This is a genomic window from Christiangramia fulva (assembly GCF_003024155.1).
Taxonomy (GTDB): domain Bacteria; phylum Bacteroidota; class Bacteroidia; order Flavobacteriales; family Flavobacteriaceae; genus Christiangramia; species Christiangramia fulva.
This window is the reverse complement of record NZ_CP028136.1, coordinates 373637-399413: the sequence shown is the minus strand read 5'-3', so window position 1 is coordinate 399413 and position 25777 is coordinate 373637. Positions and strand designations below refer to the sequence as shown.

Here is a 25777-nt window from a genome sequence, read left to right as displayed (position 1 = left end):
GCCTAAAACTATTACATTTTCTTGCCTTTCGCAATTCGGTTGATCATTCCTTCAAAAATAAAATAGTGAAATGGGTACATAGAATACCAGTAGGCGCGCCCTAATAAGCCTTTTGGCCTGAAAGTCGCATTTTGATGAAGAATATTATTTTCATCTATATTAAATTCCAGCCATGCTTCGCCGGGAACTTTCATTTCGGCAAAAAGTAGCAGCCTGCGTTGTTGCTTATCGGCAAGTAAAACCCTCCAGAAGTCAAGCGAATCCCCGGCATTGATCTTAGATGGATGCGTTCTTCCCCGGCGAAGCCCAACACCACCGGCCATTTTATCCATAAAACCTCGAAGCTTCCAGAGAAAATCGGCGTAATACCAGCCGGTTTGACCACCAATAGACCAGAGTCTTTCAAGAACTTCCTTCGGATTTCTTATTTTAACCGACTTTTTATCCTGAAGGCATCCGTAAGTCGGGATTTGAATATACCTGTTGAGATCTCTGCGGAAGCGCCCGCTGCTAAGTGAATCTTTCCAGCTGGAAATCACTTCGTTTTGTTCTATCTTATAAAAAGCCATTCGAATTGCTTCCTTATAATCTATGAGGTCAATATTCAACATTTCCTGAAGTCTGGTGTCTTTGGTGATCACCTCCACACTCATAGAGTCAATTAGATTTTGTGCCAGTCTGTAAGAAGTTGAGGTTACGAAATACAACCAGTAGGAACTCAATTTTGGAGACATCACCGGCACCCCGATGATCCAGATTTTTAACTTCCGTACTTCGGCATATTGTTCCATCATTTCCTGGTACGTAAGTATGTCCGGTCCTCCAATATCAAACGACTGATTAAAGCATTCTTCTCTTGCGATTACTCCGGTGAGGTATTGAATGACGTTGCGTATCGCGATAGGCTGGCAGCGCGTTTTCACCCATTTTGGAGTGATCATGGCCGGAAGTTTTTCGCACAGGTCCCGTATAATTTCGAAGGAAGAACTTCCTGAACCTACAATAATTGCTGCTCTTAAAACCGTCAAATTGAAACTTCCCTTGTAGAGGATTTCCTCTACCATTTTTCTGGACTGCAGGTGTCGCGAAAGTTTATCTTCATTGATGATTCCGCTTAGATAGATCACCTGTTTTACCGAGGTGTTCGCCATCATTTTATTGAAATTCCTGGCGGCGGTCGCTTCGATCCTGTCAAAATCTTTGGTTGCAGCCGTCATCGAATGGATGAGGTAGTATGCAACATCAATATTTTTAATTTCTTCGGGAGGCGAATCGTCATGAATAAAGTCAATCTCGACAATCTCTACATGGTCTTTGATTCCGTCATAAGAGGTAAAACGGTCGCGGTTTCTTACCGCACAAATCACTTCATGTCCCTGGCCAATCAGCTGCGGCAAAAGTCGCATTCCAATATAGCCGTTAGCTCCGGTAAGTAGTATCCGCATTAAAAGAATATTATTCTTCAAATTAGAAATATAATTACTAATTTCACCTGTGATTAGTAAAACTTTATTAAATGAATAACGTCCTTAAATTTGTGCTCTTAATCCTTGGGATCGGTCTTATTGGTTATGGATTATATACTCTTATAAGTCCCGAATTCTCTATAGATGCAGGTCCATTGCAGGTTAAGGCACAGGGTGATAATACTCAGAGTTATGCTATGATTGGCTTTGGTGTTCTTGCTTTGATAGGAGGACTGGCTTTTAAACGCCGCTAAAGACTTAAACATTCTTTAGAAAACTTTTTTTAATTCGGAGGAATTGAAATTTCCTTAAAGATCCTCTATCTGGGTAGGCGCATTGTCTGATTTGTAGTCGAGAATCTTCCGGAAGAATTTGTGAATTCCCGGGCTGTCTGCTTTCACCTTAATGAAGTAATGATCTATATAAATGCTGTATTCTTCGGCCTTTCCTTTGTACAAATTCAATTTAAAATAGGGAATTACCAGGGCATAGGTTTCTAAAAGCGACCGAAACATAACTATAATACCATTCTTACGCATCTCCACATTACAAACATTAGAATTGTTATCGAGAATCAGCAAATTATGGATGTCTATACTGGAAGAAGTGATTTGTAGTTTAGGAGAGCCGGTACCTTTCAGTTTTACCCGTTCTATCAGCGTAAAAGGTTTACCCACCGCCCTGTTAATTTTATCAGAAGTATCGGGCCGGTTGTACGAAATATTCAGAAGCATCTCTTTTTTTCTAAATATAAGGATTTGAAGGCGAAGACAGGCCAGGGGAACTCTAATTCTTTTTATCTTTGCGGCTCAATTCCAATAAACACAAAGGAAATGAATATTGAAAAAATTCTTGCGGTTAAAGTCAAAGAAGCGGTTCTTAAAAATTACGGGTTAGAACCTGAAAATATCGAATTTCAGCCTACGCGGAAGGATTTTGAGGGAGATATTACGTTGGTGGTGTTTCCCATGATGAAACAAATTAAAACGAATCCTGCCCAATTGGCCGAAAATATCGGGAAATATCTTGAAGCTGAAGTTGAAGAAGTAGCCGGTTACAATGTTGTAAAAGGTTTCCTGAATATTATTATCAGTGACAACTTCTATGTGAATTTTTTCAATGAGGTGAAAGACCGGGAAGATTATGGAATTTTGCTGCCTCAGAGCGATGCCAGCGGAATTATGGTTGAATATTCTTCACCAAATACAAATAAGCCACTGCATCTGGGCCATATCAGGAACAATCTTTTGGGATATTCGGTTTCTGAGATCCTGAAAGCCGCCGGCAATGAAGTTTATAAGGTGCAGGTGATCAATGACCGTGGGATTCATATTTGTAAATCGATGGTCGCGTGGCAGAAATTTGGCAATGGCGAAACTCCTGAATCTACGGGATTAAAAGGAGATAAACTGGTCGGGAATTATTACGTGAAATTTGACCAGGAATACAAAAAGGAAATTGCCCGGCTCCGCGAAGAAGGAAAAAGTGAAGACGAAGCGAAGGCTGAAGCCCCTATTTTTGTAGAAGCTAAAGAAATGCTCCGAAAATGGGAAGCCAACGATCCTGAAGTGGTGAAACTTTGGGAAATGATGAACAATTGGGTTTACAAAGGTTTTGACAAGACTTATAAGGCTTTGGGAGTTGATTTTGATAAAAATTATTACGAAAGTCAAACCTATATTTTAGGAAAAGATGAAGTGCTGAAGGGCCTTGAAGAAGGTGTTTTCTATAAAAAGGAAGATGGCAGCGTCTGGATAGACCTGAGTGAAGAAGGCCTTGATGAGAAGATCGTTTTGAGAAGTGATGGTACCGCAGTATATATGACGCAGGATATTGGTACGGCGATCCAGCGTTTTCGCGATTTCAACATAAACCAGCTGGTTTACACTGTGGGGAATGAGCAGGATTATCATTTCAAAGTCCTGTTCCTAATTTTGAAAAAGTTAGGTTATGATTGGGCAGATTCATTATACCATTTGAGTTATGGAATGGTAGATCTACCTTCTGGAAAAATGAAAAGCCGCGAAGGAACAGTGGTCGATGCAGATGATTTGATTGAGGAAATGACGCAGACTGCCAAAAGTATTTCTGAAGAACTTGGAAAACTTGATGAATATACTGAAGAGGAAAAAGAAGAACTATACAGAATCATTGGTCTTGGCGCTCTGAAATATTATATTTTAAAGGTTGATCCAAGAAAGCGTATTTTGTTTGACCCTGAAGAATCGGTAGATTTCCAGGGAAATACCGGCCCGTTTATTCAGTACACCTATGCAAGGATTCAGTCCATTCTTAGAAAAGCCGATTTCGATTTTTCTGAAGAACTTTCCAAAGATTTCAGTTTTCATGAAAAGGAAAAAGAACTTATAAAAACCCTTCAGCTTTATCCTGAAACCATTGGTCTTGCAGCCGAAAATCATTCTCCTGCCCTTATTGCCAATTATGTTTATGAACTGGTAAAATCTTTCAATTCGTTTTATCAGAATGTTCCTATTCTCGGAATTGATGATGAAAACGAGAAGATTTTCAGGGTGCAGTTGTCTAATTTGGTAGCGAATGTGATCAAATCAGGGTTTAGGCTATTGGGAATTGAAGTGCCGGAGAGAATGTAAGCGGGTGGGCCTTTGCCATTAAGCTTATTAACTAAATGAATTTGAAATTTCATTTTAGCACTTTATTCTTCAGTTTCAAATCATTAAATTTGCAATCCGCTGCCCGGCAGTGATGAAATAAAACCACAGGAAGATTATGTTTGATAGTTTAAGTGACAAGTTAGATAGTGCCTTTCATGTACTGAAAGGTCATGGGCAAATTACCGAGATCAATGTTGCAGAAAGTCTGAAAGAGGTGCGACGCGCCCTTGTAGATGCCGATGTGAACTATAAGATTGCCAAAGAATTCACCAATACTGTTAAAGAAAAGGCCCTCGGGCAGGACGTTCTGAAAACACTGAAGCCAGGCCAGTTAATGGTGAAACTGGTAAAAGATGAGCTTACCGAATTGATGGGAGGAGAAGCGGAAGGCATAGATCTTTCGGGAAATCCTTCAATAATTTTGATGTCGGGGCTGCAGGGTAGTGGTAAAACAACTTTCTCTGGGAAACTTGCTGATTATCTCAAACGTAAGAAGACTAAAAAACCATTATTGGTAGCCTGTGATGTTTACCGTCCTGCGGCGATCAACCAGCTGCATGTGGTAGGTGAGCAGGTGGATGTTGAGGTATATTCTGAAGAAGGAAACCAGGATCCGGTTGCGATCTCTAAATCGGCAATTGCTTACGCGAAAGAAAATGGACATAATGTGGTGATCATCGATACCGCCGGTCGTTTGGCCGTTGATGAGATGATGATGACCGAAATCTCAAATATCAAAGACGCCATTCAGCCTCAGGAAACACTTTTCGTGGTAGATGCCATGACTGGTCAGGATGCGGTGAACACGGCGAAAACTTTTAATGAGAGACTTGATTTTGACGGGGTGATCCTTACAAAATTAGATGGTGATACCCGTGGTGGTGCTGCGATTTCGATTAAATCGGTGGTGAATAAACCGATAAAATTTATCGGAACCGGGGAAAAAATGGATGCGATGGATGTTTTCTATCCTTCGCGTATGGCTGATAGAATTCTGGGAATGGGGGATGTTGTTTCCCTTGTGGAAAGAGCTCAGGAACAGTATGACGAGGAAGAGGCCAGAAAACTTCAGAAGAAAATTGCCAAAAACAAGTTCGGTTTTGACGACTTCCTGAATCAACTTCAGCAGATCAAGAAAATGGGATCTATGAAGGATCTTTTGGGAATGATCCCCGGAGCCGGGAAAATGCTGAAAGATGTCGATATCGATGATGATGCTTTTAAAGGAATTGAAGCTATTATACATTCCATGACCCCGGAAGAAAGAAGTGAGCCAAAACTCATCAATGCCAGCAGAAAGAAAAGAATTGCCAAAGGGTCGGGAACTTCAGTTCAGGAAGTGAACCAATTGCTGAAACAATTCAACCAGATGGGTAAAATGATGAAAATGATGCAGGGAGGCGGTGGCCAAAAAATGATGCAAATGATGAAGGGGATGAAATAGTCTTTTATAGTTGGTAGTTAGCAGTTTGTAGCAGTAATCAGTAAATAGCGGTGTTTAATATGCAGTTTACAGGAAAAAAATAAATATATGAATTCAGATCTTTAAAGGCTTATGAGATTGCATTCGATTTAGCCATGAAGATATTTGAAATTTCAAAGGGGTTTCCAAAAGAAGAAACCTATAGTTTAACCGACCAGATTTGAAGAAATTCCAGGTCGGTTTGTTCTAATATAGCCGAGGCATATCGGAAGAGAAATTATCCGAATCACTTCAGAAGTAAATTTAGTGATTGGGATGCCGAGAATGCGGAAACACAAAGCTGGTTACACTTTGCCAATGTGTGCTGCTATATTTCAGAAAAGGATTATGAGAATTTGAATCAACAAAGTGAAGAGGTTGGAAAGCTTATAAATTTTATGATTAATAATCCCGGCAAATTTGGAGTACAAGACTGCTAACTGCCTACTAAAAACTGAATACTAAAAATGACAATTCTCGATGGGAAAAAAGTAAGTAGTGATATTAAGGATGAGATCGCTGCTGAGGTTACTAAAATAAAAGAAAGAGGAGGGAAAGTTCCCCATCTGGCTGCCATCATAGTAGGGAAAGACGGTGCCAGTCTCACCTACGTTAACAGCAAAGTGAAAGCCTGTAAAAGAGTGGGATTTGAGTCTTCACTTTACCGACTTCCTAATACGGTGAGTGAATTGGAGCTTCTCGCTAAAATTGAAGAGCTTAATCAAAATGATGATATTGATGGTTTTATAGTGCAGCTTCCGCTACCGCCGCAAATCGATACCCAAAAAGTTTTAAACGCTGTAGATCCCGATAAGGATGTGGACGGTTTCCACCCCACAAATTTCGGCAAAATGGCTCTTGATATGACTTCCTTTATTCCTGCGACGCCCTTCGGAATTTTGGAATTACTGGAGCGTTATGATATTCCTACCAAAGGTAAACATACTGTGGTGATTGGCCGGAGTTATATTGTTGGCCGCCCCATGAGCATTTTAATGGGCCGCAGTGGTTTCCCTGGAAATTCTACGGTTACCCTCACTCACGAGTTTACCAAAAATATCACGCAGGTCACTTCGCAGGCCGATATTATCATTATCGCGGTGGGAATTCCTGATTTTCTGAAAGCCGAAATGATCAAAGATGATGCGGTGATCATAGACGTTGGAATTACCCGCGTACCTGATGAAAATGCCGAAAGAGGCTACGTGATCAGGGGAGATGTTGATTTTGAAAATGTAAGTAAAAGGGCTTCGCATATCACTCCGGTGCCCGGCGGAGTTGGACCCATGACCGTCGCCATGCTTTTAAAAAATACACTGCTGGCCAGGGAAAGACATAAACACAGAGCCGATGAGGCAGCAAAAAATAAATAGTTAAGAAGCTGGCTCAAAAGTCGAAAAAAAGTCATCCTGAATTTATTTCAGTTTGACGAAAATAGAGCTTTTGAGACAGCCCTTTTTATTTTAATCATTCTCCAGTTTCCAGTCAAGATAGCGATGAATATCGGTTTGAATGAATCTCAATCCGAAAGTTAGCACGGCAAGATCATCTATATATCCGATGCCAGGTACAAAATCCGGCATTATGTCAAAGGGATTCAGAATGTAAAGAAAAGCGAAAGCAATGGTCGCGATGGTAAACCATGGCACTTCCTTATAAATACCCTTGCGATAATCTTTCAGCATTCCAAACATCACATTGGCCAATTCGGCATACTTTTTCAAGGTATTTGAATTGTTCAGCTTCCGGTCTATTTCCTTCTGACTGTCCAAAGCAACGGTCACATCGTCTTCATCTACCCTGGCAATTTCGGCTTTCATAAAGCCTTCATCCAGTTTTTCTTTTTGTTTCTCTTTCTTTTTTCCGAACATGATAATATGGTTTAATGGTTAAAGTCTGTGGTGGGAATTTCCATACTCCTTTTTATAAATTTTCAGAATTAAAATAAAAAGGGAAATAAGTAATGGCCCGAATATGAGTCCGATAAATCCGAAAAGAGGCACTCCCACGATAACACCAAAAAGTGTAATAAGCGGATGCACACTTGCAAGTCGTTCGAGCACATACAGCCTCACAACATTGTCGCTGGCTCCCACCACAACGAAACCATAGATTAACAACGCGATTGCCTGCCAGTCACTGGCCTGGGCAAAGAGTAAAATTACTGCCGGAACAATCCCTATAGCAGTTCCTATAAAAGGGATCATCGAACCAATGGCGGTAATTACGAACCAGAAAAACGGATCGGGAACTCCAAAAATAAGGAAACCTATTAAAGCTATGACTCCCTGAACAAAAGCTACCAGGGGGATTCCCAGGGCATTCGATTTTACGAGTTCATCGCTTTCATCACCAATAATTCGGAGGTTGTCTTTTCCTAAAGGAATATAATCGATCATGGTCTCCCGAAGAGAAGATCGGTTGATCAGCATATAATAAAGCATAAAATACATGATCCCGATCGCGATAAAAGCATTGAAAGTACCTCCGGCAAGGCTTTGGAGATTTGCAGAGATCCAATTAGTGATGGCCGAGGTGTCAATGCTTCCGCTAATATTATAGCCTAAATATTCCTCGGCAGAATTTAATTGCGCTTTAATTGCGCTGAGCACTCGTTCCGAATTTGCCACTGCTTTCCCGATTTTGGTGGTAAGCATAAAGGCTGTGATAGAAACGGGGATTAAAATACCTACGAAAGAACCGGTCATGAGCAATGCAGCTGCAATAGGTGGTTTCCAGCCTCGTGCTACCAATCGCCTCATCCAGCCTTTCATTAAAACATAAAGGGTTACCGCACCGAGTACTCCTGATAAATAAGGAAGGATTTCCCCGAATATCAATACGGTTAGAAAAAGGATGAGCATCAGTACGAAGATCTGTCGTACCAGTGACGGTTTAAGTCTGTCCATTCTGGTTGGTTGTTAATCTGAAATTATCGGGCAAAAAGCTGGTCCATATTTTTAAAAGCCTTGAATTCAAGAGCATTTCCGCAGGGATCTTTGAAAAACATGGTCGCCTGTTCTCCCGGTTTTCCTTCGAATCTAATATAAGGTTCAATGACAAATTTTATCTTCTTGGTTTTCAGTAATTTAGCAAATTCATGGAAAACATCCCATTCCAGTACCACACCAAAATGAGGAACAGGAACGTCTTTCCCATCTACGGGATTTGAACTTTCTTTGGCTTTTTCGGCTGGATCCTGATAGTGAATTACCAGTTGATGACCGAAGAAATTAAAATCTACCCAATGGTCGCTGCTGCGGCCTTCTCCGCAGCCCAGAGTTTCTTTGTAGAATTTCCTGCACTTCTCGAGATCAGAAACAGGAATGGCCAGATGAAAGGGTTGTATCTTCATAAATGTAAAATTTCCGGTTAAGTTAAATTAAAATATCCTTAAGGTTTTCCGGACCGAATTTAAATTTAACAAGAAACTTCACAAAATAGTAAGGCCGGTCGCTAATTCTCTGTTAAGATTTTTGCGCCTCTCAGTGTTTACCAGAATTTTCCAGTAGCTGATTTAGCTCCTGAAGTTCCTGTTCAGTGAGGTCGCGCCATTTTCCCGTAGGAATGTCGAGATCAATATTCATAATCCTGATGCGTTTAAGGGAAGTAACTTCATAGCCTAAAAATTCACACATTCTTCTAATCTGGCGATTCAGGCCCTGAGTCAGCACGATGCGGAAAGTATTTTTTTCAAGTCTCTCCACCTCGCATTTGCGTGTTACAGTATCAAGAATAGGTACGCCACCTGACATTTTTTTGAGGAAATCGGCGGTAAGGGGCTTATTCACCCTAACCACGTATTCTTTTTCATGCTGATGCCTTCCGCGTAGAATTCGGTTTACAATTTCGCCGTCATTTGTTAGAAGAATGAGGCCTTCACTATTTTTATCAAGCCTGCCAACCGGAAAAATGCGTTTTGGGTAATTGATGAAATCTATAATATTGTTCTTTTCAACTTTTGAATTGGTGGTGCAAACTACTCCTACCGGTTTGTTGAAAGCAATGTAAACCGGAGCTTCTTCAAGTTCTTTTTCTGAAACTTTTTTACCATTTACGGCGACTTCATCGCCCGGCATTACTTTGGTACCCATTTCGGGAATTTTTCCGTTAACGGTCACTCTTCCCTGCGCGATAAGTTTATCGGCTTCCCGCCTGGAACAGTACCCCAGCTGACTTAAATATTTATTGATTCTAATTTCTTCGGCCATATCGGCAAAGATACAAGTTAGTTTTTGCCATTCCGAAAAGGAAATTTTAAAAAAATTAAAACCTCAGGCAACCTTTTGTAACTTTCCTGCGTCTATATAAGTAGAAGCCCTTGATAAAAATGGTGAAAGTCATACAGCTTTTTAAGAATGAATCTCTTTTGATCAAAAGGGCCGCAGCGGGTAACCGTGAAGCCCAGCAAAAGATATATGAACTGTATTCACCTAAAATGCTAAGCCTGTGCCGGAGATACATCAAAGATCTTCATCATGCCGAGGAAGCAATGCTTAACGGATTTTTTAAGGTCTTTACTCACTTGAAAGAATTTAAATCGGAAGGCAGTTTTGAAGGCTGGATCAGAAAGATAATGGTACGGGAGTCGATCTCGTTTTTAAGGCAACAAAAAAAGTTAGAATTCACTGAAGAAATTGAAAATGGTACGGCCGAAGTCTATAATAATATCAATTCTGAAATGGAAGTGGCCGAAATTCAGAAGATGATCGACGACTTGCCCGAAGGTTATAAACTGGTTTTTATTCTTTACGCGGTGGAAGGATATAAACATTCTGAAATTTCAGAAATGTTGAATATTACGGAGGGTACTTCAAAATCCCAATTATTTAAAGCACGAAAAATGCTTCAGGAAAAATTAAAATCTAATAATCTCAGCAGTTATGGCACCAATTAAGTTTGAAGAACATATCAGGGAGCAGCTGGAAAAAAGGAAAATAAAACCTACCGAAGGCAGCTGGGAAAAGCTCAATGCCCGGCTCGATAATTCAGATACAAAGCGAAAATCGAAATGGTGGATGGGAATCGCGGCTGCGGTAGTGGTTTGTTTAATCGTCTCTATGTTTTTTATAAGTCAGCAAAAACAAACAGGGTCTCCAATGGTAGAAAATCCGGTAGAGGAAGCTGTTCCGAAACCCCAAAGATTTGAAAAATCCGCTTCCCTGGCTTCTGAGGAAACAAAATCTGAAGATATTTCTGATAAGAAAAAAGAAGTAACAACTAAACGATCACCGGAAAACCAGAAAAATAAAAATCAGAACGTAGTAGCTTCTGCTGAAGCTAATGAGCCTGGATCAGAAAATGAAGAAAAAATTTCACCTACGAAATCGGTAATTTCTCCTGTTGTTGAAATTTCCCCTATTCCGTTGAAAGAAAATGAATTGAAAATTGAGAAAAACATCCTCGATAACAAAATTGAAGAACTGGTGGCAAAGGTCAAAAAACAGAAAAATGCCGGGGAGATCGTTACCGATGAAGAAGTGAACGCGTTGCTTGCTGAAGCCGCAAAAGACCTCGGCCAGGAGCGAAAATTCTATTCGCATGGCAGAGTCGATGCGGATGAATTACTGGCAGATGTGGAAGCAGATATTGATCAGTCTTTCCGAAAAGAGATCTTTCAGCTTTTAAAGGAAGGCTTTGTAAAAGCGACCACGGCTGTGGCGACCAGAAATTACTAATAAGTTCAATTTAATAAATCCCTTAAGGGTCATTCATCAATCATTTCTGATGTGAAAGCTTTTTGCCTTTTGCTGAAGAAAATTTAAATCAAAAACAAACAATGAAAACAATTATTCTTTATCTCATTCTCGCTGTATTTAGTTTTACCTCACAGCAGCTGGAATGCCAGGAAACCAGTCAAAAAACAAAAGAAGAGATCCTTCAGAATAAACGGGAAGAGATCATCAATAACGAAAAAGAAAAATTGCGCTTTAAAATTGAAACGATCAACAGGCAGCTTGAAAATAAAGTTATCACTGCCGAAGAGGCTGAAAAACGTAAAAAGGAAGCCGCTGAATTGCATGCGAAAAACATCGAAAACCGTATTGCAATTATGGAAAATAAGTACGAATTAGACATCAGGAATGATAAAGAGCATTCTTCCACCTATATAGGTTTGAGTGAAGACGGGATGACTTTTCGCGTGAATGCTGAAAGAGAGCGCAAATACGACAAACGAACCACTAGCGATATTGTGTTTGCTGCAGGTTTCAATAATGCGCTTACCGAAGAGCAGTCGCTAAATGATTCCGATTTTAAGATTGGTGGCAGCCGCTTCTTTGAAATTGGCTGGGCATGGAAAACCCGGGTTTTTGATAATTCTAACTGGCTGCGGTTAAAGTATGGATTTTCTTTCCAGTTTAACGGCTTAAAACCAACCGATAACCGATATTTTGTGAATAATGACGGACTTGTTAGCCTCGAAGAGTTTGATCACGATCTTAGTAAATCTAAATTCAGAACTGATTATCTCGTGGCCCCCGTTCATTTCGAATTCGGCCCTTCTGAAAGACATGAAACCGAAAGGAGTCTGCGTTTCTCGACTGAAGATAAATTCAGGATCGGACTTGGTGGGTATGCAGGTTTTAGTCTTGGGGAGCGTCAAAAATTGAAGTACACCATTGACGGCGATAAGAAAAAAGACAAATTAAAAGGAGATTACAATACCAATGATTTTATATACGGGCTTAGTGCCTACATGGGGTGGGGCGGTGCTACCTTGTATGCGAAATATGATTTGAATCCGCTTTTTGCAGATCCAAATCCCGAAATGCATAATTTTTCTCTTGGGATAAGATTCGACGTGGATTAGCCATTTTAATAGTTTAGTTTAGTAAGGCTTTGGAAGTATGGAAAAATCCATATTTTTAAAGCCTTATCTTTTTATGCATTTTTGCAGTAAACCTGAAGAAATTTGATCTCAAAAGCTACCATAGATACAGTCTTTGAAACCGCTCGTGTAGAGGAGGTTATCGGTGATTTCGTTCAGCTGAAGCGTTCGGGAAGCAACCTGAAAGGGCTTAGCCCTTTTACCGATGAAAGAACCCCGAGTTTTATGGTTTCGCCGGTAAAACAGATATGGAAGGATTTCAGTAGTGGAAAAGGAGGAAATGTGGTTGCCTTCTTGATGGAACACGAACATTTTACCTATCCCGAAGCCATTAAATACCTTGCTAAAAAATACGGTATTGATATAGACGAAACAGAGCAGAGCGATGAGCAGAAGGAGCTGGCAAATGAGCGGGAGAGTATGTATCTGGTTTCAGAATATGCCAGTAAATATTTTCAGGAAGTACTTCATGAAACCGAAGAAGGAAAGGCAATTGGTTTAAGCTATTTCAAGGAAAGAGGATTTACAGCCGAAACGATCAAGAAATTTGATCTTGGATATTCTCCTGAAGAGTGGGAAGCTTTTACCAGCAGGGCTCTGGAAGAAGGTTATCAACTGGAATATTTAGAAAAAACAGGTCTCAGCATTGTAAAAGAAGATAGAAAATTCGATCGGTTCAAAGGCCGTGTGATGTTTCCAATTCATTCCATGTCTGGCCGTGTGTTGGGGTTTGGCGGTAGAATTCTTTCCAATACAAAAAAAGCCGCAAAATACCTGAATTCTCCCGAGAGCGATATTTACCATAAAAGTAAGGTGCTTTATGGGATCTATTATGCCAAACAAGCGATCGCACGGGAAGACAATTGCTACCTGGTAGAAGGATATACCGATGTAATACAGTTGCATCAAAGCGGAATAGAGAATACGGTTTCCTCATCGGGGACCGCTTTGACATCAGAACAGATAAGGCTGATCAACCGGCTTACAAAAAATATTACCGTTCTTTTTGATGGAGATGCGGCGGGAACCAGGGCTTCTTTGCGAGGTATCGATCTCATTCTCGAGCAGGGAATGAACGTAAAAGTTTGCACTTTTCCCGAAGGTGAAGATCCTGATAGCTTTGCCAGGGCAAATTCAGAGGAAGACCTGAAAGAATATCTCGAAGAAAATGCCAGGGATTTTATCAGCTATAAGGCTTCTTTGCTAATGGAGGAGGCTAAGAACGATCCCATTAAAAAGGCTGAGCTCATCAGGGATATGGTAAATAGTATTTCCAAAATTCCCGATAATATACAACGGGAAGTTTACCTGCAGGAATGTTCGAGGATCATGGATATTTCTGAAAATGTACTTTATGCGAGTCTTGCGCAAATTCAGAAAAAAGATTCAAAAACTTCTGCGAAACAGCAAAAGCCAATGGAGGTGGTTCGGGAAGAATCCCAACCTCGCGCTAAGGTTGACCATCTGTACGTTCTGGAGCGAAATATTATAAAGATCCTTATGCTTTACGGGAATAAGGAAGAAGATTTTGAAGATTTGTTGTTGAAGGAGAATAAGGAAACGGGAGAACTGGTTCTTGAACCTGAGACTCAGCATTCCAAAGTATTTAAAAAGGTATTTCTGGATTTACAGGATGACGAAATTGCCTTTTCTAATGAGGAATTTAAAAAGCTTTATAACCTTTTAATTTCCAAACTCAATAGTAAAGAAAACGAAGATTTTGCAGTAGAAAACATCATTAATGAGCTTGAACCTGAAGAAGCTTCAAGAATTACTGATATCCTCATGGAAGAAGAACAATACGAATTGCATAGCTGGGACCGCCATGATATTCCCGTAAAGGAAAAAGACCAGACCGTTAGCCAGTTCGTGAGTCAGACGATATTAAACCTTCGCAGGCATCTCATCGATTGTAAGCTGAATGACCTTCTGGAGAATATCAGAAATGTCGAGACCGAAGAAGAGAAGACAGATATTAAAACCGAAGTAATGGGTTTTAATAAATTGAGAACTCTTCTATCAGAGAGATTAGGAAGGGTTATGTAGTATTCAATTGAAGTAACCTTGATTGGGTGATCAAATCAGCCACGTTATCTACTTTTAATTTTTTAAGAAGACGGGTTTTGTAGGTACTCACCGTTTTCTCATTGATCGCAAGTGCTTCAGCGATATCTTTATTTCTTTTACCGGAAGAAAGCAGATTTAAAACTTCAGATTCCCGGGTAGAAAGCTTCTTAAATTTTGTAATCAAACTCTTACCTCTTGAGATACCCGAATTCAGTTTTTCGGTGATCTTGCGGTTAAGGTAAATTCCGCCTCTTGCCACCTGATAAATAGCTTTTTCAAGTGTCTCATTATCAGAATGCTTAGAGATGTATCCGGCAGCGCCGGCTTTGATCGTACTCAAGGCATACATTTCTTCGGGATGAGAACTGAAAATAAGGGTTTTCACCTGCGGAAATTCCTGCTTAATGCGCCGTATTGCATTAATGCCATTTATCTGAGGTAAATCGAGTTCCACGATCAATACATCTGGAGCGTCTTTTTCCAGTTGATTGAATAGCTGCGTACCGCTGCCAACCCTTCCGTACACCTGAAGTGCCGGATTATTTCTCAAAACACATTTTACTCCTTCGTAGATTATGGGGTGATGATCTGCGATTAAAACTCGATACATTTTTTTTAGATTAAAAAAACAAGTGAGGGGAAGCTTGCAATTGTTGTTTTCCTATACCTAAATTAATGCTATTCGGTCTTAATTTTGAAAAGTCCTTAACATATTCGATAAGATGTTTATTTTTTTAGATGAACGGGTATTTCGCAAACAGGAATGGGAGCTACTTTGTGTTTATTTGCAAAATTTAGGCGCTGATAAATTTCAAGGACCTCTTTTTCCCTGGCGTTGAGATTATTTAGGTCAATTCCCGAATTTATCTTTTCCATCGCCCACTCAAGTTCATTATAAGTAGCGCCTAATTGCTCTTCATCACTTCTGCTATCCCCAAAAAGACCATCAGTAGGAGGGGCAAGCATTATTTCGTCAATAATATTCAGATGTTTACCCAAGTCGTACACTTCACTTTTTAAAAGATCTGCAATGGGACTGAGGTCAACACCACCATCTCCGTATTTGGTAAAAAAGCCTACGCCAAAATCTTCAATTTTATTTCCGGTTCCGGCAACGAGATAAGCATGGAGTCCTGCAAAATAATAAAGCGTTGTCATTCGCAGTCGCGCCCTGGAATTGGCGAGGCTGAGGTCAAGTTTTTCAGAAGCAGGTTCCTGGGGAAGCGTTGCTACAAAATTATCATAGACCGGCGTAAGATTTATTTCCAGGCTGCTCACGTTGGCGAAATTATGTTCCAGCTCATTTAAATGTTTTCTCGCTCTGGTAACCTGGTTTTTTTCCTGATAAATAGGCATTTCCAGGCATAAAGTGCGCATTCCGGTCTTTGCGCATAGAGCAGAGGTGACCGCAGAATCGATCCCGCCGCTAACTCCAACCACAAATCCGTTCATTCCTGCCTGAGAGGCATAATCTTTTAACCAGTTAATAATGTGATCGGCAACTTTTTCAGTCTGCATAATGTTGGGTGATTAAGTATGTAAATGATAACTTTGCGGCACAAATCTAATACTAATCCCTATTTTTTGAAAAAGACGGGAGTTAAAGCCTTGCTAAGAAAGATGTTGAAGAAGTTGAATTTGCTTTTGTGTATGCTGATTCTCTTTTCCTGTGATCAAAAATCGGAAACTGAGGAAAAGATAGAAAAGGTAAATGCTGATTTTCAAACCATTCGCTTTGATAGGAAATTTGCCGAAGCTGATGAGGCGGGTCTTCCACGGCTAAAAAAGGAATACCCGTTCCTTTTTCCCAAGCAGTATCCTGATAGCGTCTGGATTAACAAACTTCATGACAGCATTCAGGAAGAGCTCAATACTGAAGTGGAGAAAATTTTTCCGGAGTTTTCAGAAGAAACCGACGCGCTGCACAGCCTTTTTCAGCATGTAAAATACTACTTTCCGAACTTCCAGGTGCCCGAGGTAATCACGATCACTTCTGATGTTGATTATAAAAATAAGGTGCTTTATACCGGGAAATATCTTTTTATTGCGCTTGATACCTACCTTGGGGAGGACCATAAATTTTATATAGGGATCCAGGAATTTCTGAAAAAGAATTTCAGAAAAGAGCAGATCATTCCCGATGCCGCCGGAGAAATTGCAAAACAATTTGTGCCGAAGCCCGAAGCGAGAACTTTTCTCGCTCATATGCTCTACTATGGGAAAATCCTTTATTTAAAAGATCTTTTTATTCCGGGAGTGAGCGATGCTGAAAAAATGGGCTACACAAAGGAAGAACTCGACTGGGCTAAGGCTAATGAAGATCAGATCTGGCGATATTTTGTAGAAAATGAGATTTTATATGATACCGATTCCAACCTGTATTCAAGGTTTTTATATCCGGCACCTTTTTCTAAATTTTATCTTCAGCTCGACAGTGAGTCGCCAGACAGGTTAGGGCAGTACATCGGCTGGCACATTATACGTTCATATATAGAAAAAAATAAGGTTTTCGTCAAACAAATGCTGAAAACGCCTGCCGCCGAAATTTTTGATAAAGCAAACTATAAACCACAGAAATAATGTCTAAATACAAAAAATCTGAAATAAATATTGAAGTCATCACCGACGAAAATCATGTTCCCGAAGACATCACCTGGAGCGCTGAAGACGGGAATATCTTTAAAGAAGAGGCCAAAGCGCTGATGCTTTCCGTCTGGGACAGCAAACAGCAGGAAACCCTACGTATTGATCTTTGGACCAAAGACATGCCCGTTGATGAAATGAAGAAATTTTTTCATCAAACCCTGGTTTCCATGAGCAATACCTATTACCGCGCCACCAATGATGATAAAATGCGAGATACCATGAAGGATTTCTGCGACTATTTCGCTGAAAAGACTGAGATCAAAAAGCAGTAATTGAAGCTGCTTTTTATTTATAACGCGAACTCGGGAAAGGCTAATGCCTTTGTTGACACCCTGCATAAGATCTTCAGGCCTTCTACTTATTCCTGTGATCTTTGCAATCTAAGCTTCGGAATTTTCTCCGAAAAGAAGCAATGGAAGAAATTCAGGAAAAATCTTGAGGTAGAAACAGAATTTCTGCATAGGGATGAATTTCAGAAGAAGTATGCCTCGAAGTTTGGCTATAAATTCAATTATCCTATTGTACTTTCTGAAAATTCAGAAGGGCTTGAGGTTTTTATATCTGATAAAGAATTTGCTCAAATCAGTTCTGCCAAAATGCTTATGGGGCTTATTGAACAAAGGCTGAAGCAGTAATTTAATTTTTGTTCAATTGCTTATTGATGTTTTCTATGTAATCCAGAATAGCTTCCCCGCCCGTGTTTTTTGCGGCTGAAGTAATGAAAAATTCCGGCATCTCTTCCCAGGTTTTTAGCATTTCTGCTTTGTAATTTTCGATATTTTTTTCGAGTTCCTTTAGCTTCAGCTTATCGGTTTTGGTGAAAATTATACAGAACGGGATCGTATTTTCGCCGAGCCATTGCATGAATTCCATATCGATAGCCTGCGGTTGATGCCGCGAGTCTATGAGTACAAAAGCGCACACCAATTGTTTTCTTTGCTCAAAATAAGCGGTGATAAATTTCTGAAACACCTTTTTGGTAGATTTGGAAACCTGAGCGTAACCATAGCCGGGCAAATCTACCAGATGCCAGTTGGAATTGATCAGGAAATGATTGATCAGCTGTGTTTTTCCTGGTTTTGCTGAGGTTTTTGCCAATGATTTGCGACCGGTAAGCATATTGATAAGCGAAGATTTTCCCACATTACTTCTTCCTATAAAAGCATATTCGGGCAGCGAACTGTTGGGACATTGCTCAACTTTGGAGTTGCTCACAACAAATTCGGCAGACTTGATCTTCATATTTTGGATTTTTAGATATCCCTTTTTTTGAACCAGGCGTGAAGCACTTTGTTGAACTCCCCGGGATGTTCCATCATCGCAGCATGTCCGCATTTGTCGATCCAGAAAAGATCGGCGTCGGGAAGAAGGCGTTCAAAATCTTCAGCGACCTCCGGTGGGGTAACCGAATCGTTTTTTCCCCAGATAATACAGGTTGGGGTGCCCATTTTTGGCAGATCTTTAGCCATATTATGCCGAATAGCGCTTTTAGCGATGGCCAGGGTCTTAACCAGTTTATTGCGATCGCTCACGGTTTTATACACATCATCAACTATTTCCTGTGTAGCAACCTCAGGATCATAAAAAACCGCCTGGGCCTTCTTTTTTATGAATTCATAATCGCCGCGACGAGGATAACTTTCACCCATCGCATTTTCATAAAGCCCTGAACTACCGGTGATCACAAGAGCTTTTACTACTTCGGGGAACATTTTTGTCGCCAGTAAAGCAATGTGGCCGCCCAGAGAATTTCCAAGCAGGATCACTTCTTTGTAGCCTTTAAAATCTATAAATTCCTTGAGATATCTGGCAAATGTGCCAACGCTTGTTTTAAGAAGCGACATGGAGTAAAGAGGGAGTTCCGGGATCAGCACTTTATAGCCGTTCTCGGGAAAATAATCTACCACGCCGTCAAAATTGCTCAGGCCTCCCATAAGTCCGTGAAGGATAACAATTGGAGTGCCTTCGCCTTTTTCAAGATATGTGAATTTTCCCTCTTGCCGTAAGTGATCTTTCATTGATTGCCTTTGCGGTTAGCAATCGCAAATATAGCGATTTCGATACAAGTATAATCATTTTTGCTTAACTGCCATGGCATTTTCCGAAAGTGGGAATTCTAAAATTTCCACAAATTGGAAGCTTTCTTTTCCACAATTCTCCACCTTTTTTCAAAATACTGAATCCTAAGTAAATAGGGCTATTTCAAAGGTTTTCAATTACATAGAAGGGTGAAACTTATCAACATTGTGGTAAAAAGTGGTAAATTGTGGTAATATTTTCAATATATTTGGCTCTATAAAGGAAATCAGTGGTAAATCTCATTGGAACATACGAATGCAAAGTTGATGCGAAGGGCCGGCTTATGGTGCCTTCAGCATTGAAGAAGCAGCTTGCGCCAATGTTGCAGGAGGGATTTGTGATCAAGCGGGCGGTTTTTCAGAATTGCCTTGAGCTGTACCCGATGAGTGAATGGAATGTGCTGATGAAAAAAATGAACGGACTTAACCGTTTCAAAAAGAAGAATAACGATTTCATCAGGAGGTTTACCGCCGGGGTGAAAACTGTGGAGGTCGATGCCAATGGCCGGCTTCTCATTCCTAAAGATCTTACCGCTTTCGCCGGAATCGATAAAGAGATCGTGATCTCTTCGGCGATCAATATTGTGGAGATCTGGGATAAGGAAAAGTATGAAAATGCCATAGAAGCTGCTTCCGACGATTTTGGCGATCTGGCGGAAGAAGTGATGGGTAACGAAGATATGGATGGAATATCATAACCCTGTTCTGTTAAAAGAATCGGTGGATGGTCTTGCTGTTAAACCCGACGGAATTTATGTAGATGTGACTTTTGGTGGTGGCGGCCATTCCCGGGAAATACTTTCAAGACTTGGTGAAAAAGGCAAATTGTATGCCTTTGATCAGGATAAAGACGCTCTTAGAAATACAATTGAAGACGACAGGTTTACGCTCATCAACGAGAATTTCAGATACCTGAAACGCTTTCTCCGTTTTTACGGAGTTCGAAAAGTAGACGGAATTCTTGGCGATTTTGGGGTTTCCTCTCATCAGTTCAATGAAGCGGAAAGAGGATTTTCAACCCGGTTCGATGCGAAGTTGGATATGAGGATGGATCAGAAAAATAAGCTCAGCGCTTATGAAGTGATCAATAATTATGAAGAGGAGCAGCTGCGAGATATGTTTTATGAATATGCCGAGCTGAAGAATGCGCCGAAACTCGCCAGAACTATTGTGAGTGAGCGAAAGAACAAGCCGATAGAAACCAGCGAACAGCTGAACGATTTGCTGAAGCCGTTGCTTTTTAAAGGAAGAGAGAATAAAATCCTTGCGCAGATCTATCAGGCTTTGCGTATTGAAGTGAACCAGGAAATTGAGGTTTTGAAAGAATTTTTATCACAAACCGAAGAGATCGTAAAAGAAGGAGGCAGGTTGAGTTTGATCTCCTATCACTCGCTCGAAGACCGGTTAGTGAAACGATATATAAGAAGCGGATTGTTTAAAGGGGAACCCGAGAAAGATATGTTCGGAAATGTATCGGTTCCTTTTAAAAAAGTGGGAAAACTAATCGTTCCTTCAAAAGAAGAGATAAAACAGAATAATCGTGCGAGAAGCGCAAAACTTAGAATAGCTGAAAAACTTTAAAAATGAAACAGGGTTTTTACAACATTCTTAAAGCGAATTTCCTAATCAGTAATGACGCGGTTAAAAACTGGCGTTTCATCGTTTTCTGCACCATTCTGGCCATCATCATGATCGCAAGTTCTCATAGTGCAGAACGAAAAGTACATGAGATTGCAAGACTGAATAATGAGGTGAGAGCACTAAGAAGTGAATTTGTAGAGAGACGTTCAGATTTGATGAAAATAAAGATGGAATCTACCATCACCAATAAAATGGCTGGAAAGGGTATTGGGCCTTCAGAGGTCCCGCCCAACAAAATAAAAGTGATAATTAAAGATTAAGCTGAGATGGCGACAACCGAAAAAAACATCCTGAACCGAATGTACTTCGTGGCTGGCTGTCTCTTTATTTTTGCGATAGCCGTCGGCGCCAAACTGATCGATATTCAGTTTGTTCAGGGGGATCATTACCGGGAACTTGCTGAAGAAAGAGTCTTCAGGAATTTTAAGATTCCGGCTAACCGTGGCAATCTTTATGACGTGAATGGAAACTTACTGGCGACTTCGGTTCCGAAATACGACGTTCGTTTTGATGCAGTCACCGTTTCTGATAAAGATTTCGAAACTAATATTGGGCCGCTTTCCAGGGAGCTATCCAAAATGTTTGGAAAACCTTCTTCTTATTATAATCAAAAACTGAGAACGGCTCGGGCGAACCATCAGCGGTATTTGCTTATTGCAAGAAATCTGGGCTATTCAGATTATATGAAGATCAAGAATTTTCCAATGTTTAATCTTGGAGCCTATAAGGGTGGTATGATCACCGAGCAAAGTACGGTGAGGGAACATCCGCTGGGTAAAATGGGAGAGAGAACGGTCGGCTATGAACGAAAAGACGAAAATGGTTATTTCACCCGCGTAGGTCTGGAAGGAGCTTTTGGTCATTTTTTAAGAGGAACTGACGGCCGACAGTTAAAGCAAAAAATTGCTAAAGGGCAGTGGAAGCCTATCAGTGATAATAATGAGGTAGAACCTGAAGACGGTTACGACGTAATCTCTACTATAGATGTGAACATTCAGGATATCGCACATCATTCTTTGCTCAGGCAGCTCGAATATTTTGAAGCTGAACACGGTACGGTAATCGTCATGGAAACCAAAACCGGCGAGATCAAAGCTGTTTCCAATCTTGGACGCACCGAAAACGGCACTTATTACGAAAAAAGAAATTACGCGGTTTATGAGGCTCATGAACCGGGTTCGACTTTCAAGCTAATGGCCATGGTGGCCGCGCTTGAAGATAAAGTTATTGACACGAATCAGGTTATTGATACTGAAAAAGGCGTAACCTATTTCTACGGTCGTGCGGTAAGGGATTCCCATCATGGCGGCTTCGGAAAGATCTCTGCGGCCCGCGCTTTTGAGGTTTCTTCGAATACTGCTTTCAGTAAAATGATCACTAATGCTTATGGCAATCACCCCGAGAAATTTGTTAACCGACTTGATGCTATGGGGCTTAACCGCAAGATTGGTCTTGAAATTAAAGGTGAGGGATCTCCCCGAATCCCTCACCCTCAAGACAAATCGTGGAATGGTTTGAGCCTTCCGTGGATGGCTTTTGGTTATGGCGTGGCGATCACTCCCTTACAAACGCTCACTTTTTATAACGCTATAGCCAATGATGGTGTGATGGTGAAGCCGCATTTTATAAAGGAAGTGAAAGACCGCGATAAGGTGATTATGGAAATGGATACTGAAGTGATGAATCCTTCGGTTTGTTCCAAAGAGACAGCGCATAAAGTTCGTGAAATGATGAAAAATGTGGTCAAACGAGGAACGGCGACCAATATTTATACTGAAAACTTTTCGATGGCTGGGAAAACAGGAACCTGCCAGACCGAATACTGGATTGAACCCGGCCGATATATCGCCTCTTTTGCAGGTTATTTCCCTGCCGACCATCCTAAATATTCCTGTATCGTAGTAATTCACAAGCCTAAAAGGAGCAAGGGCTATTATGGTAATATCGTGGCGGCCCCCGTTTTCAAAGATATCGCTCAAAAAATTTACACCGATACCCCGGTTATGGATTCCATCCAGTCACTAGAAATTAAGGATCCGAAGGTGAAATCCGATTTTGAAAAATATTATGCCAAAGTTCAGAATGAGAAATTACTGATGCCCGATGTGACCGGAATGCCGGCCATGGATGCGGTTTCTATCCTCGAAAATCTTGGACTTGAAGTTTATATAGATGGCAGCGGGGAAGTTAGGAGACAATCGGTCGCTGCCGGGCAAAAGGTTAAAAATAATCAGAAAGTAAAACTGGAAGTAAGTTGAAAATTTTAAAGGATATACTTTACAGGGTAAATATGGAGGCGGTTGCCGGCGACACCGGCGTAAGCATTAATTCGCTTCAGTTCGACTCCCGTAAGGTCCAGTTGAATGACGTATTTGTAGCGATCCGCGGAACAGTTTCTGACGGACATGATTTTATTAAAAAAGCCGAAGATCAGGGCGCGATCGCCATCATCTGCGAGCAGATGCCTGAGAAAAAGGTGAACGGCGTTACTTATGTGGAAGTAAAAGACACCAAAAAAGCCCTGGCTTATATGGCTTCCAATTATTACGATACGCCATCAGAAAAATTAAAACTGGTTGGCGTTACCGGTACCAATGGAAAAACTACTATTGCCACCCTCCTCTACGATCTTTTCACCAACGCAGGTTTTAAGGCCGGGCTTCTTTCAACCGTAAAAGTCATGGTAGGCGATAAGCAGTATGAAGCCATCCGAACCACTCCAGATTCTATTACTATCAATTCTTATCTGAAAAAGATGAATGATGTTGGAGTGGAATTTTGCTTTATGGAAGTAAGTTCTCACGGGATCGATCAGCACCGCACAACAGCCTTGAAATTCGTGGGAGGAATTTTCACCAATTTATCACACGATCATCTCGATTATCATAAAACCTTCGCAGACTATCGCGATGTTAAAAAGCGGTTTTTTGATGAACTGCCTGCTTCGGCTTTTGCGCTTTCGAATGTTGATGATAAGAACGGATTGGTGATGCTTCAGAATACAAAAGCTAAAAAATATACCTACGCCTTAAAATCGTATGCCGATTATAGAGCGCAGATCCTGGAAAACCAGTTTACCGGTTTGCTTCTGAAAATAAACGACCAGGAAGTCTGGTCAAGATTAATAGGAAGTTTTAACGCTTATAATGTCCTGGCGATTTTCGCAACGGCCGACCTTCTCGGTTTGGAAACCCTCGAAATCTTAAAACTCATCAGTGAGCTGAGATCGGTAAACGGAAGGTTTCAATATGTGATTTCAGAAAAAGAAAAAATTACGGCAATCGTCGATTACGCTCATACGCCCGACGCGCTTAAAAATGTGCTTGAAACCATTAACAGCATCCGCACAAAAAATGAAGAATTGATCACCGTGGTGGGTTGTGGAGGAGATCGCGACACCACGAAGAGGCCTAAAATGGGCCATATCGCTTCTGCCTTGAGCACCAAAGTGATCTTTACCAGCGATAATCCGCGTACCGAAGATCCCGAAAAGATCATTAAAGATGTGGAAGCTGGTGTGCAGCCTCAGAATTTCAAAAAAACAATGAGCGTCACTAATAGAAAACAGGCAATTAAAATGGCCTGTCAGCTGGCCAGGCAAAACGATATCATTCTCATCGCCGGTAAAGGCCATGAAACCTATCAGGAAATTAACGGTGAAAAATTTGATTTTGACGATTTCAAAATTGTAACCCAAACTTTAAAAGAACTGGATAAATAATGCTCTATTACCTTTTTCAATATTTAGAGAGTGAATATCAGCTTCCGGGAGCACAGCTTTTCCAGTATATTTCGTTTCGTTCAGCGATGGCGATCATTTTATCCCTGCTCATTTCTACAATTTACGGTAAGAGAATTATAAATTATCTGTTGGTAAAACAGGTTGGAGAAAGCGTGCGGGATCTGGGTCTCGAGGGTCAAAGTGAAAAATCTGGAACACCAACAATGGGTGGGGTGATCATTATTTTTTCAACGATCATTCCGGTTCTTCTTTTTGCCAAACTTGAAAATATCTATATAATTCTTCTACTCGTTACAACACTATGGATGGGAACCATCGGTTTCATTGATGATTACATCAAAACTTTCAAAAAAGATAAGCAAGGGCTTAAAGGCAAATTCAAGGTGATCGGGCAAATTGGTCTTGGTTTGATCGTGGGTTGCACCATGTATTTTCATCCGCAGATCACCACCAAAGATGTAACCACCGTTACGACGCCGACGCAAGATGTGATCGCCAGGACCGAAGTTGTGGATATGGGGCCGGAGGTGAAAAATACCACCACCACAATTCCTTTTGTAAAAAACAATGAATTTGATTATTCCAGGCTTATAAGCTGGATAAATCCGGAATTTGCAAAATACGCCTGGCTGATTTTTATTCCTATTGTGATCTTTATCGTTACCGCAGTCTCTAACGGGGCGAACCTCACCGATGGAATTGACGGCCTCGCGGCAGGCTCCTCAGCGATAATTGTACTTACCCTGGGGATCTTTGCCTGGGTTTCGGGTAACATCATTTTCTCAGATTATCTCAATATCATGTATATCCCGCGTTCGGGTGAAATGACCATTTTTATTACCGCTTTTGCCGGTGCACTGGTCGGTTTTCTCTGGTATAATACCTATCCGGCGCAGGTTTTTATGGGTGACACGGGAAGTCTTACCATTGGCGGTATAATCGCGGTACTGGCCATCGCGACAAGAAAAGAATTACTGATCCCTCTTTTATGCGGAATTTTTTTGGTGGAAAATCTTTCAGTGGTCATGCAGGTTTCGTGGTTTAAATATACCAGGCGAAAATATGGAGAAGGAAGGCGAATTTTCCTGATGTCGCCGCTTCATCATCATTATCAGAAATTGGGAAAACATGAAAGCAAGATCGTAGTGAGATTCTGGATTATCGGGATTTTCCTGGCAATTCTTACCATAGTGACGCTGAAAATTAGGTAAAA

The 25777-nt window shown here is 40.8% G+C and carries 27 protein-coding genes and 1 pseudogene; 18 read left to right on the top strand and 10 right to left on the bottom strand.

What is annotated here, in order from left to right; all coding sequences use genetic code 11:
* Positions 1-11 precede the first annotated feature (11 nt).
* Positions 12-1445: an SDR family oxidoreductase gene (locus tag C7S20_RS01930; protein ID WP_107010901.1), complete on the bottom strand. Its 1434-nt coding sequence runs from the start codon at positions 1443-1445 to the stop codon at positions 12-14.
* A 71-nt stretch (positions 1446-1516) separates the two neighbouring features.
* Between C7S20_RS01930 and C7S20_RS01925 the strand changes: the two genes are divergently transcribed.
* Entirely contained in the window at positions 1517-1720 is a 204-nt protein-coding gene (locus C7S20_RS01925; protein ID WP_107010900.1) for a hypothetical protein, read from the top strand.
* Between the two features lie 54 nt (positions 1721-1774).
* Here C7S20_RS01925 and C7S20_RS01920 read toward each other — a convergent pair whose 3' ends face one another.
* Positions 1775-2200 (bottom strand): hypothetical protein, encoded by a 426-nt coding sequence (locus C7S20_RS01920; protein ID WP_107010899.1) that lies wholly within the window; start codon positions 2198-2200, stop codon positions 1775-1777.
* A 99-nt stretch (positions 2201-2299) separates the two neighbouring features.
* Here C7S20_RS01920 and argS point away from each other — a divergent pair, with 99 nt between their 5' ends.
* The 4 genes and pseudogenes from argS (at position 2300) to C7S20_RS01900 (ending at position 6934) form a co-directional block, all read left to right on the top strand.
* A complete protein-coding gene (gene argS, locus C7S20_RS01915) occupies positions 2300-4078 on the top strand; it encodes an arginine--tRNA ligase (protein WP_107010898.1) in 1779 nt (592 codons plus the stop codon).
* A 136-nt stretch (positions 4079-4214) separates the two neighbouring features.
* On the top strand, positions 4215-5543 hold the full coding sequence (gene ffh / locus C7S20_RS01910) for a signal recognition particle protein (RefSeq protein WP_107010897.1): 1329 nt from the start codon (positions 4215-4217) through the stop codon (positions 5541-5543).
* Between the two features lie 134 nt (positions 5544-5677).
* A pseudogene (locus C7S20_RS01905) lies at positions 5678-6001 on the top strand (four helix bundle protein).
* 27 nt (positions 6002-6028) lie between these two features.
* Positions 6029-6934: a bifunctional 5,10-methylenetetrahydrofolate dehydrogenase/5,10-methenyltetrahydrofolate cyclohydrolase gene (locus C7S20_RS01900; RefSeq protein WP_107010896.1), complete on the top strand. Its 906-nt coding sequence runs from the start codon at positions 6029-6031 to the stop codon at positions 6932-6934.
* A 90-nt stretch (positions 6935-7024) separates the two neighbouring features.
* On the opposite strand, the gene C7S20_RS01895 is transcribed toward C7S20_RS01900, so the two are convergent.
* The 4 genes from C7S20_RS01895 to rluF form a co-directional block, all read right to left on the bottom strand.
* A complete protein-coding gene (locus tag C7S20_RS01895) occupies positions 7025-7432 on the bottom strand; it encodes a YkvA family protein (RefSeq protein WP_107010895.1) in 408 nt (135 codons plus the stop codon).
* A gap of 18 nt (positions 7433-7450) precedes the next feature.
* The gene (locus C7S20_RS01890; protein ID WP_107010894.1) at positions 7451-8470 is read right to left on the bottom strand and encodes an AI-2E family transporter; all 1020 of its coding nucleotides are present in this window, start codon (positions 8468-8470) and stop codon (positions 7451-7453) included.
* A 23-nt stretch (positions 8471-8493) separates the two neighbouring features.
* Positions 8494-8916, bottom strand: a complete 423-nt coding sequence (locus C7S20_RS01885; protein ID WP_107010893.1) for a VOC family protein — start codon at positions 8914-8916, stop codon at positions 8494-8496.
* A 130-nt stretch (positions 8917-9046) separates the two neighbouring features.
* Positions 9047-9772 (bottom strand): 23S rRNA pseudouridine(2604) synthase RluF, encoded by a 726-nt coding sequence (gene rluF / locus C7S20_RS01880; protein ID WP_107010892.1) that lies wholly within the window; start codon positions 9770-9772, stop codon positions 9047-9049.
* 122 nt (positions 9773-9894) lie between these two features.
* Between rluF and C7S20_RS01875 the strand changes: the two genes are divergently transcribed.
* From C7S20_RS01875 to dnaG, 4 genes are all read left to right on the top strand, one after another.
* Positions 9895-10458 carry an RNA polymerase sigma factor gene (locus C7S20_RS01875; RefSeq protein ID WP_193510807.1) on the top strand — a complete coding sequence of 188 codons (564 nt, stop codon included), beginning with the start codon at positions 9895-9897 and terminating at the stop codon, positions 10456-10458.
* Positions 10445-11239 (top strand): hypothetical protein, encoded by a 795-nt coding sequence (locus tag C7S20_RS01870; RefSeq protein ID WP_107010891.1) that lies wholly within the window; start codon positions 10445-10447, stop codon positions 11237-11239. The genes C7S20_RS01875 and C7S20_RS01870 overlap by 14 nt, the downstream gene beginning before the upstream one ends.
* Before the next feature lie 101 nt (positions 11240-11340).
* Positions 11341-12372 carry a porin family protein gene (locus tag C7S20_RS01865; RefSeq protein ID WP_107014059.1) on the top strand — a complete coding sequence of 344 codons (1032 nt, stop codon included), beginning with the start codon at positions 11341-11343 and terminating at the stop codon, positions 12370-12372.
* A gap of 102 nt (positions 12373-12474) precedes the next feature.
* Entirely contained in the window at positions 12475-14436 is a 1962-nt protein-coding gene (gene dnaG, locus C7S20_RS01860) for a DNA primase (RefSeq protein ID WP_107010890.1), read from the top strand.
* Here dnaG and C7S20_RS01855 read toward each other — a convergent pair.
* Positions 14429-15067: a response regulator gene (locus C7S20_RS01855; protein ID WP_107010889.1), complete on the bottom strand. Its 639-nt coding sequence runs from the start codon at positions 15065-15067 to the stop codon at positions 14429-14431. The two genes, dnaG and C7S20_RS01855, sit on opposite strands and share 8 nt — an antisense overlap.
* A 116-nt stretch (positions 15068-15183) precedes the next feature.
* Complete coding sequence (gene nadE / locus C7S20_RS01850; protein ID WP_107010888.1) at positions 15184-15975, bottom strand: NAD(+) synthase; 792 nt, start codon at positions 15973-15975, stop codon at positions 15184-15186.
* 102 nt (positions 15976-16077) lie between these two features.
* Between nadE and gldB the strand changes: the two genes are divergently transcribed.
* Genes gldB through C7S20_RS01835 form a run of 3 tightly spaced genes read left to right on the top strand, consistent with a single transcriptional unit; the run spans position 16078 to position 17738 of the window.
* The gene (gldB, locus tag C7S20_RS01845; RefSeq protein ID WP_107014058.1) at positions 16078-17037 is read left to right on the top strand and encodes a gliding motility lipoprotein GldB; all 960 of its coding nucleotides are present in this window, start codon (positions 16078-16080) and stop codon (positions 17035-17037) included.
* The gene (gene gldC, locus C7S20_RS01840; protein WP_107010887.1) at positions 17037-17375 is read left to right on the top strand and encodes a gliding motility protein GldC; all 339 of its coding nucleotides are present in this window, start codon (positions 17037-17039) and stop codon (positions 17373-17375) included. The genes gldB and gldC overlap by 1 nt, the downstream gene beginning before the upstream one ends.
* The gene (locus tag C7S20_RS01835; RefSeq protein WP_107010886.1) at positions 17376-17738 is read left to right on the top strand and encodes a GTPase; all 363 of its coding nucleotides are present in this window, start codon (positions 17376-17378) and stop codon (positions 17736-17738) included.
* A 1-nt stretch (position 17739) separates the two neighbouring features.
* Here C7S20_RS01835 and yihA read toward each other — a convergent pair whose 3' ends face one another.
* Both yihA and C7S20_RS01825 read right to left on the bottom strand, forming a co-directional pair.
* Positions 17740-18345: a ribosome biogenesis GTP-binding protein YihA/YsxC gene (gene yihA / locus C7S20_RS01830; RefSeq protein WP_107010885.1), complete on the bottom strand. Its 606-nt coding sequence runs from the start codon at positions 18343-18345 to the stop codon at positions 17740-17742.
* Positions 18346-18356: 11 nt separating this feature from the next.
* Positions 18357-19121 (bottom strand): alpha/beta fold hydrolase, encoded by a 765-nt coding sequence (locus C7S20_RS01825; RefSeq protein WP_107010884.1) that lies wholly within the window; start codon positions 19119-19121, stop codon positions 18357-18359.
* Positions 19122-19411: 290 nt separating this feature from the next.
* Here C7S20_RS01825 and mraZ point away from each other — a divergent pair, with 290 nt between their 5' ends.
* The 6 genes from mraZ to mraY are packed head-to-tail and all read left to right on the top strand — an operon-like array spanning position 19412 to position 25775.
* On the top strand, positions 19412-19879 hold the full coding sequence (gene mraZ, locus C7S20_RS01820) for a division/cell wall cluster transcriptional repressor MraZ (protein WP_107010883.1): 468 nt from the start codon (positions 19412-19414) through the stop codon (positions 19877-19879).
* Positions 19866-20762: a 16S rRNA (cytosine(1402)-N(4))-methyltransferase RsmH gene (rsmH, locus tag C7S20_RS01815; protein WP_107010882.1), complete on the top strand. Its 897-nt coding sequence runs from the start codon at positions 19866-19868 to the stop codon at positions 20760-20762. Before mraZ ends, rsmH begins: the two co-directional genes overlap by 14 nt.
* Positions 20763-20764: 2 nt before the next feature.
* On the top strand, positions 20765-21082 hold the full coding sequence (locus tag C7S20_RS01810; protein ID WP_107010881.1) for an FtsL-like putative cell division protein: 318 nt from the start codon (positions 20765-20767) through the stop codon (positions 21080-21082).
* Positions 21083-21088: 6 nt separating this feature from the next.
* Complete coding sequence (locus C7S20_RS01805) at positions 21089-23080, top strand: penicillin-binding protein (RefSeq protein WP_107010880.1); 1992 nt, start codon at positions 21089-21091, stop codon at positions 23078-23080.
* Positions 23077-24543, top strand: coding sequence for a UDP-N-acetylmuramoyl-L-alanyl-D-glutamate--2,6-diaminopimelate ligase (locus C7S20_RS01800; RefSeq protein WP_107010879.1), 1467 nt, complete (start codon positions 23077-23079; stop codon positions 24541-24543). Before C7S20_RS01805 ends, C7S20_RS01800 begins: the two co-directional genes overlap by 4 nt.
* Positions 24543-25775, top strand: a complete 1233-nt coding sequence (mraY, locus tag C7S20_RS01795) for a phospho-N-acetylmuramoyl-pentapeptide-transferase (protein ID WP_107010878.1) — start codon at positions 24543-24545, stop codon at positions 25773-25775. Before C7S20_RS01800 ends, mraY begins: the two co-directional genes overlap by 1 nt.
* Positions 25776-25777 lie beyond the last annotated feature (2 nt).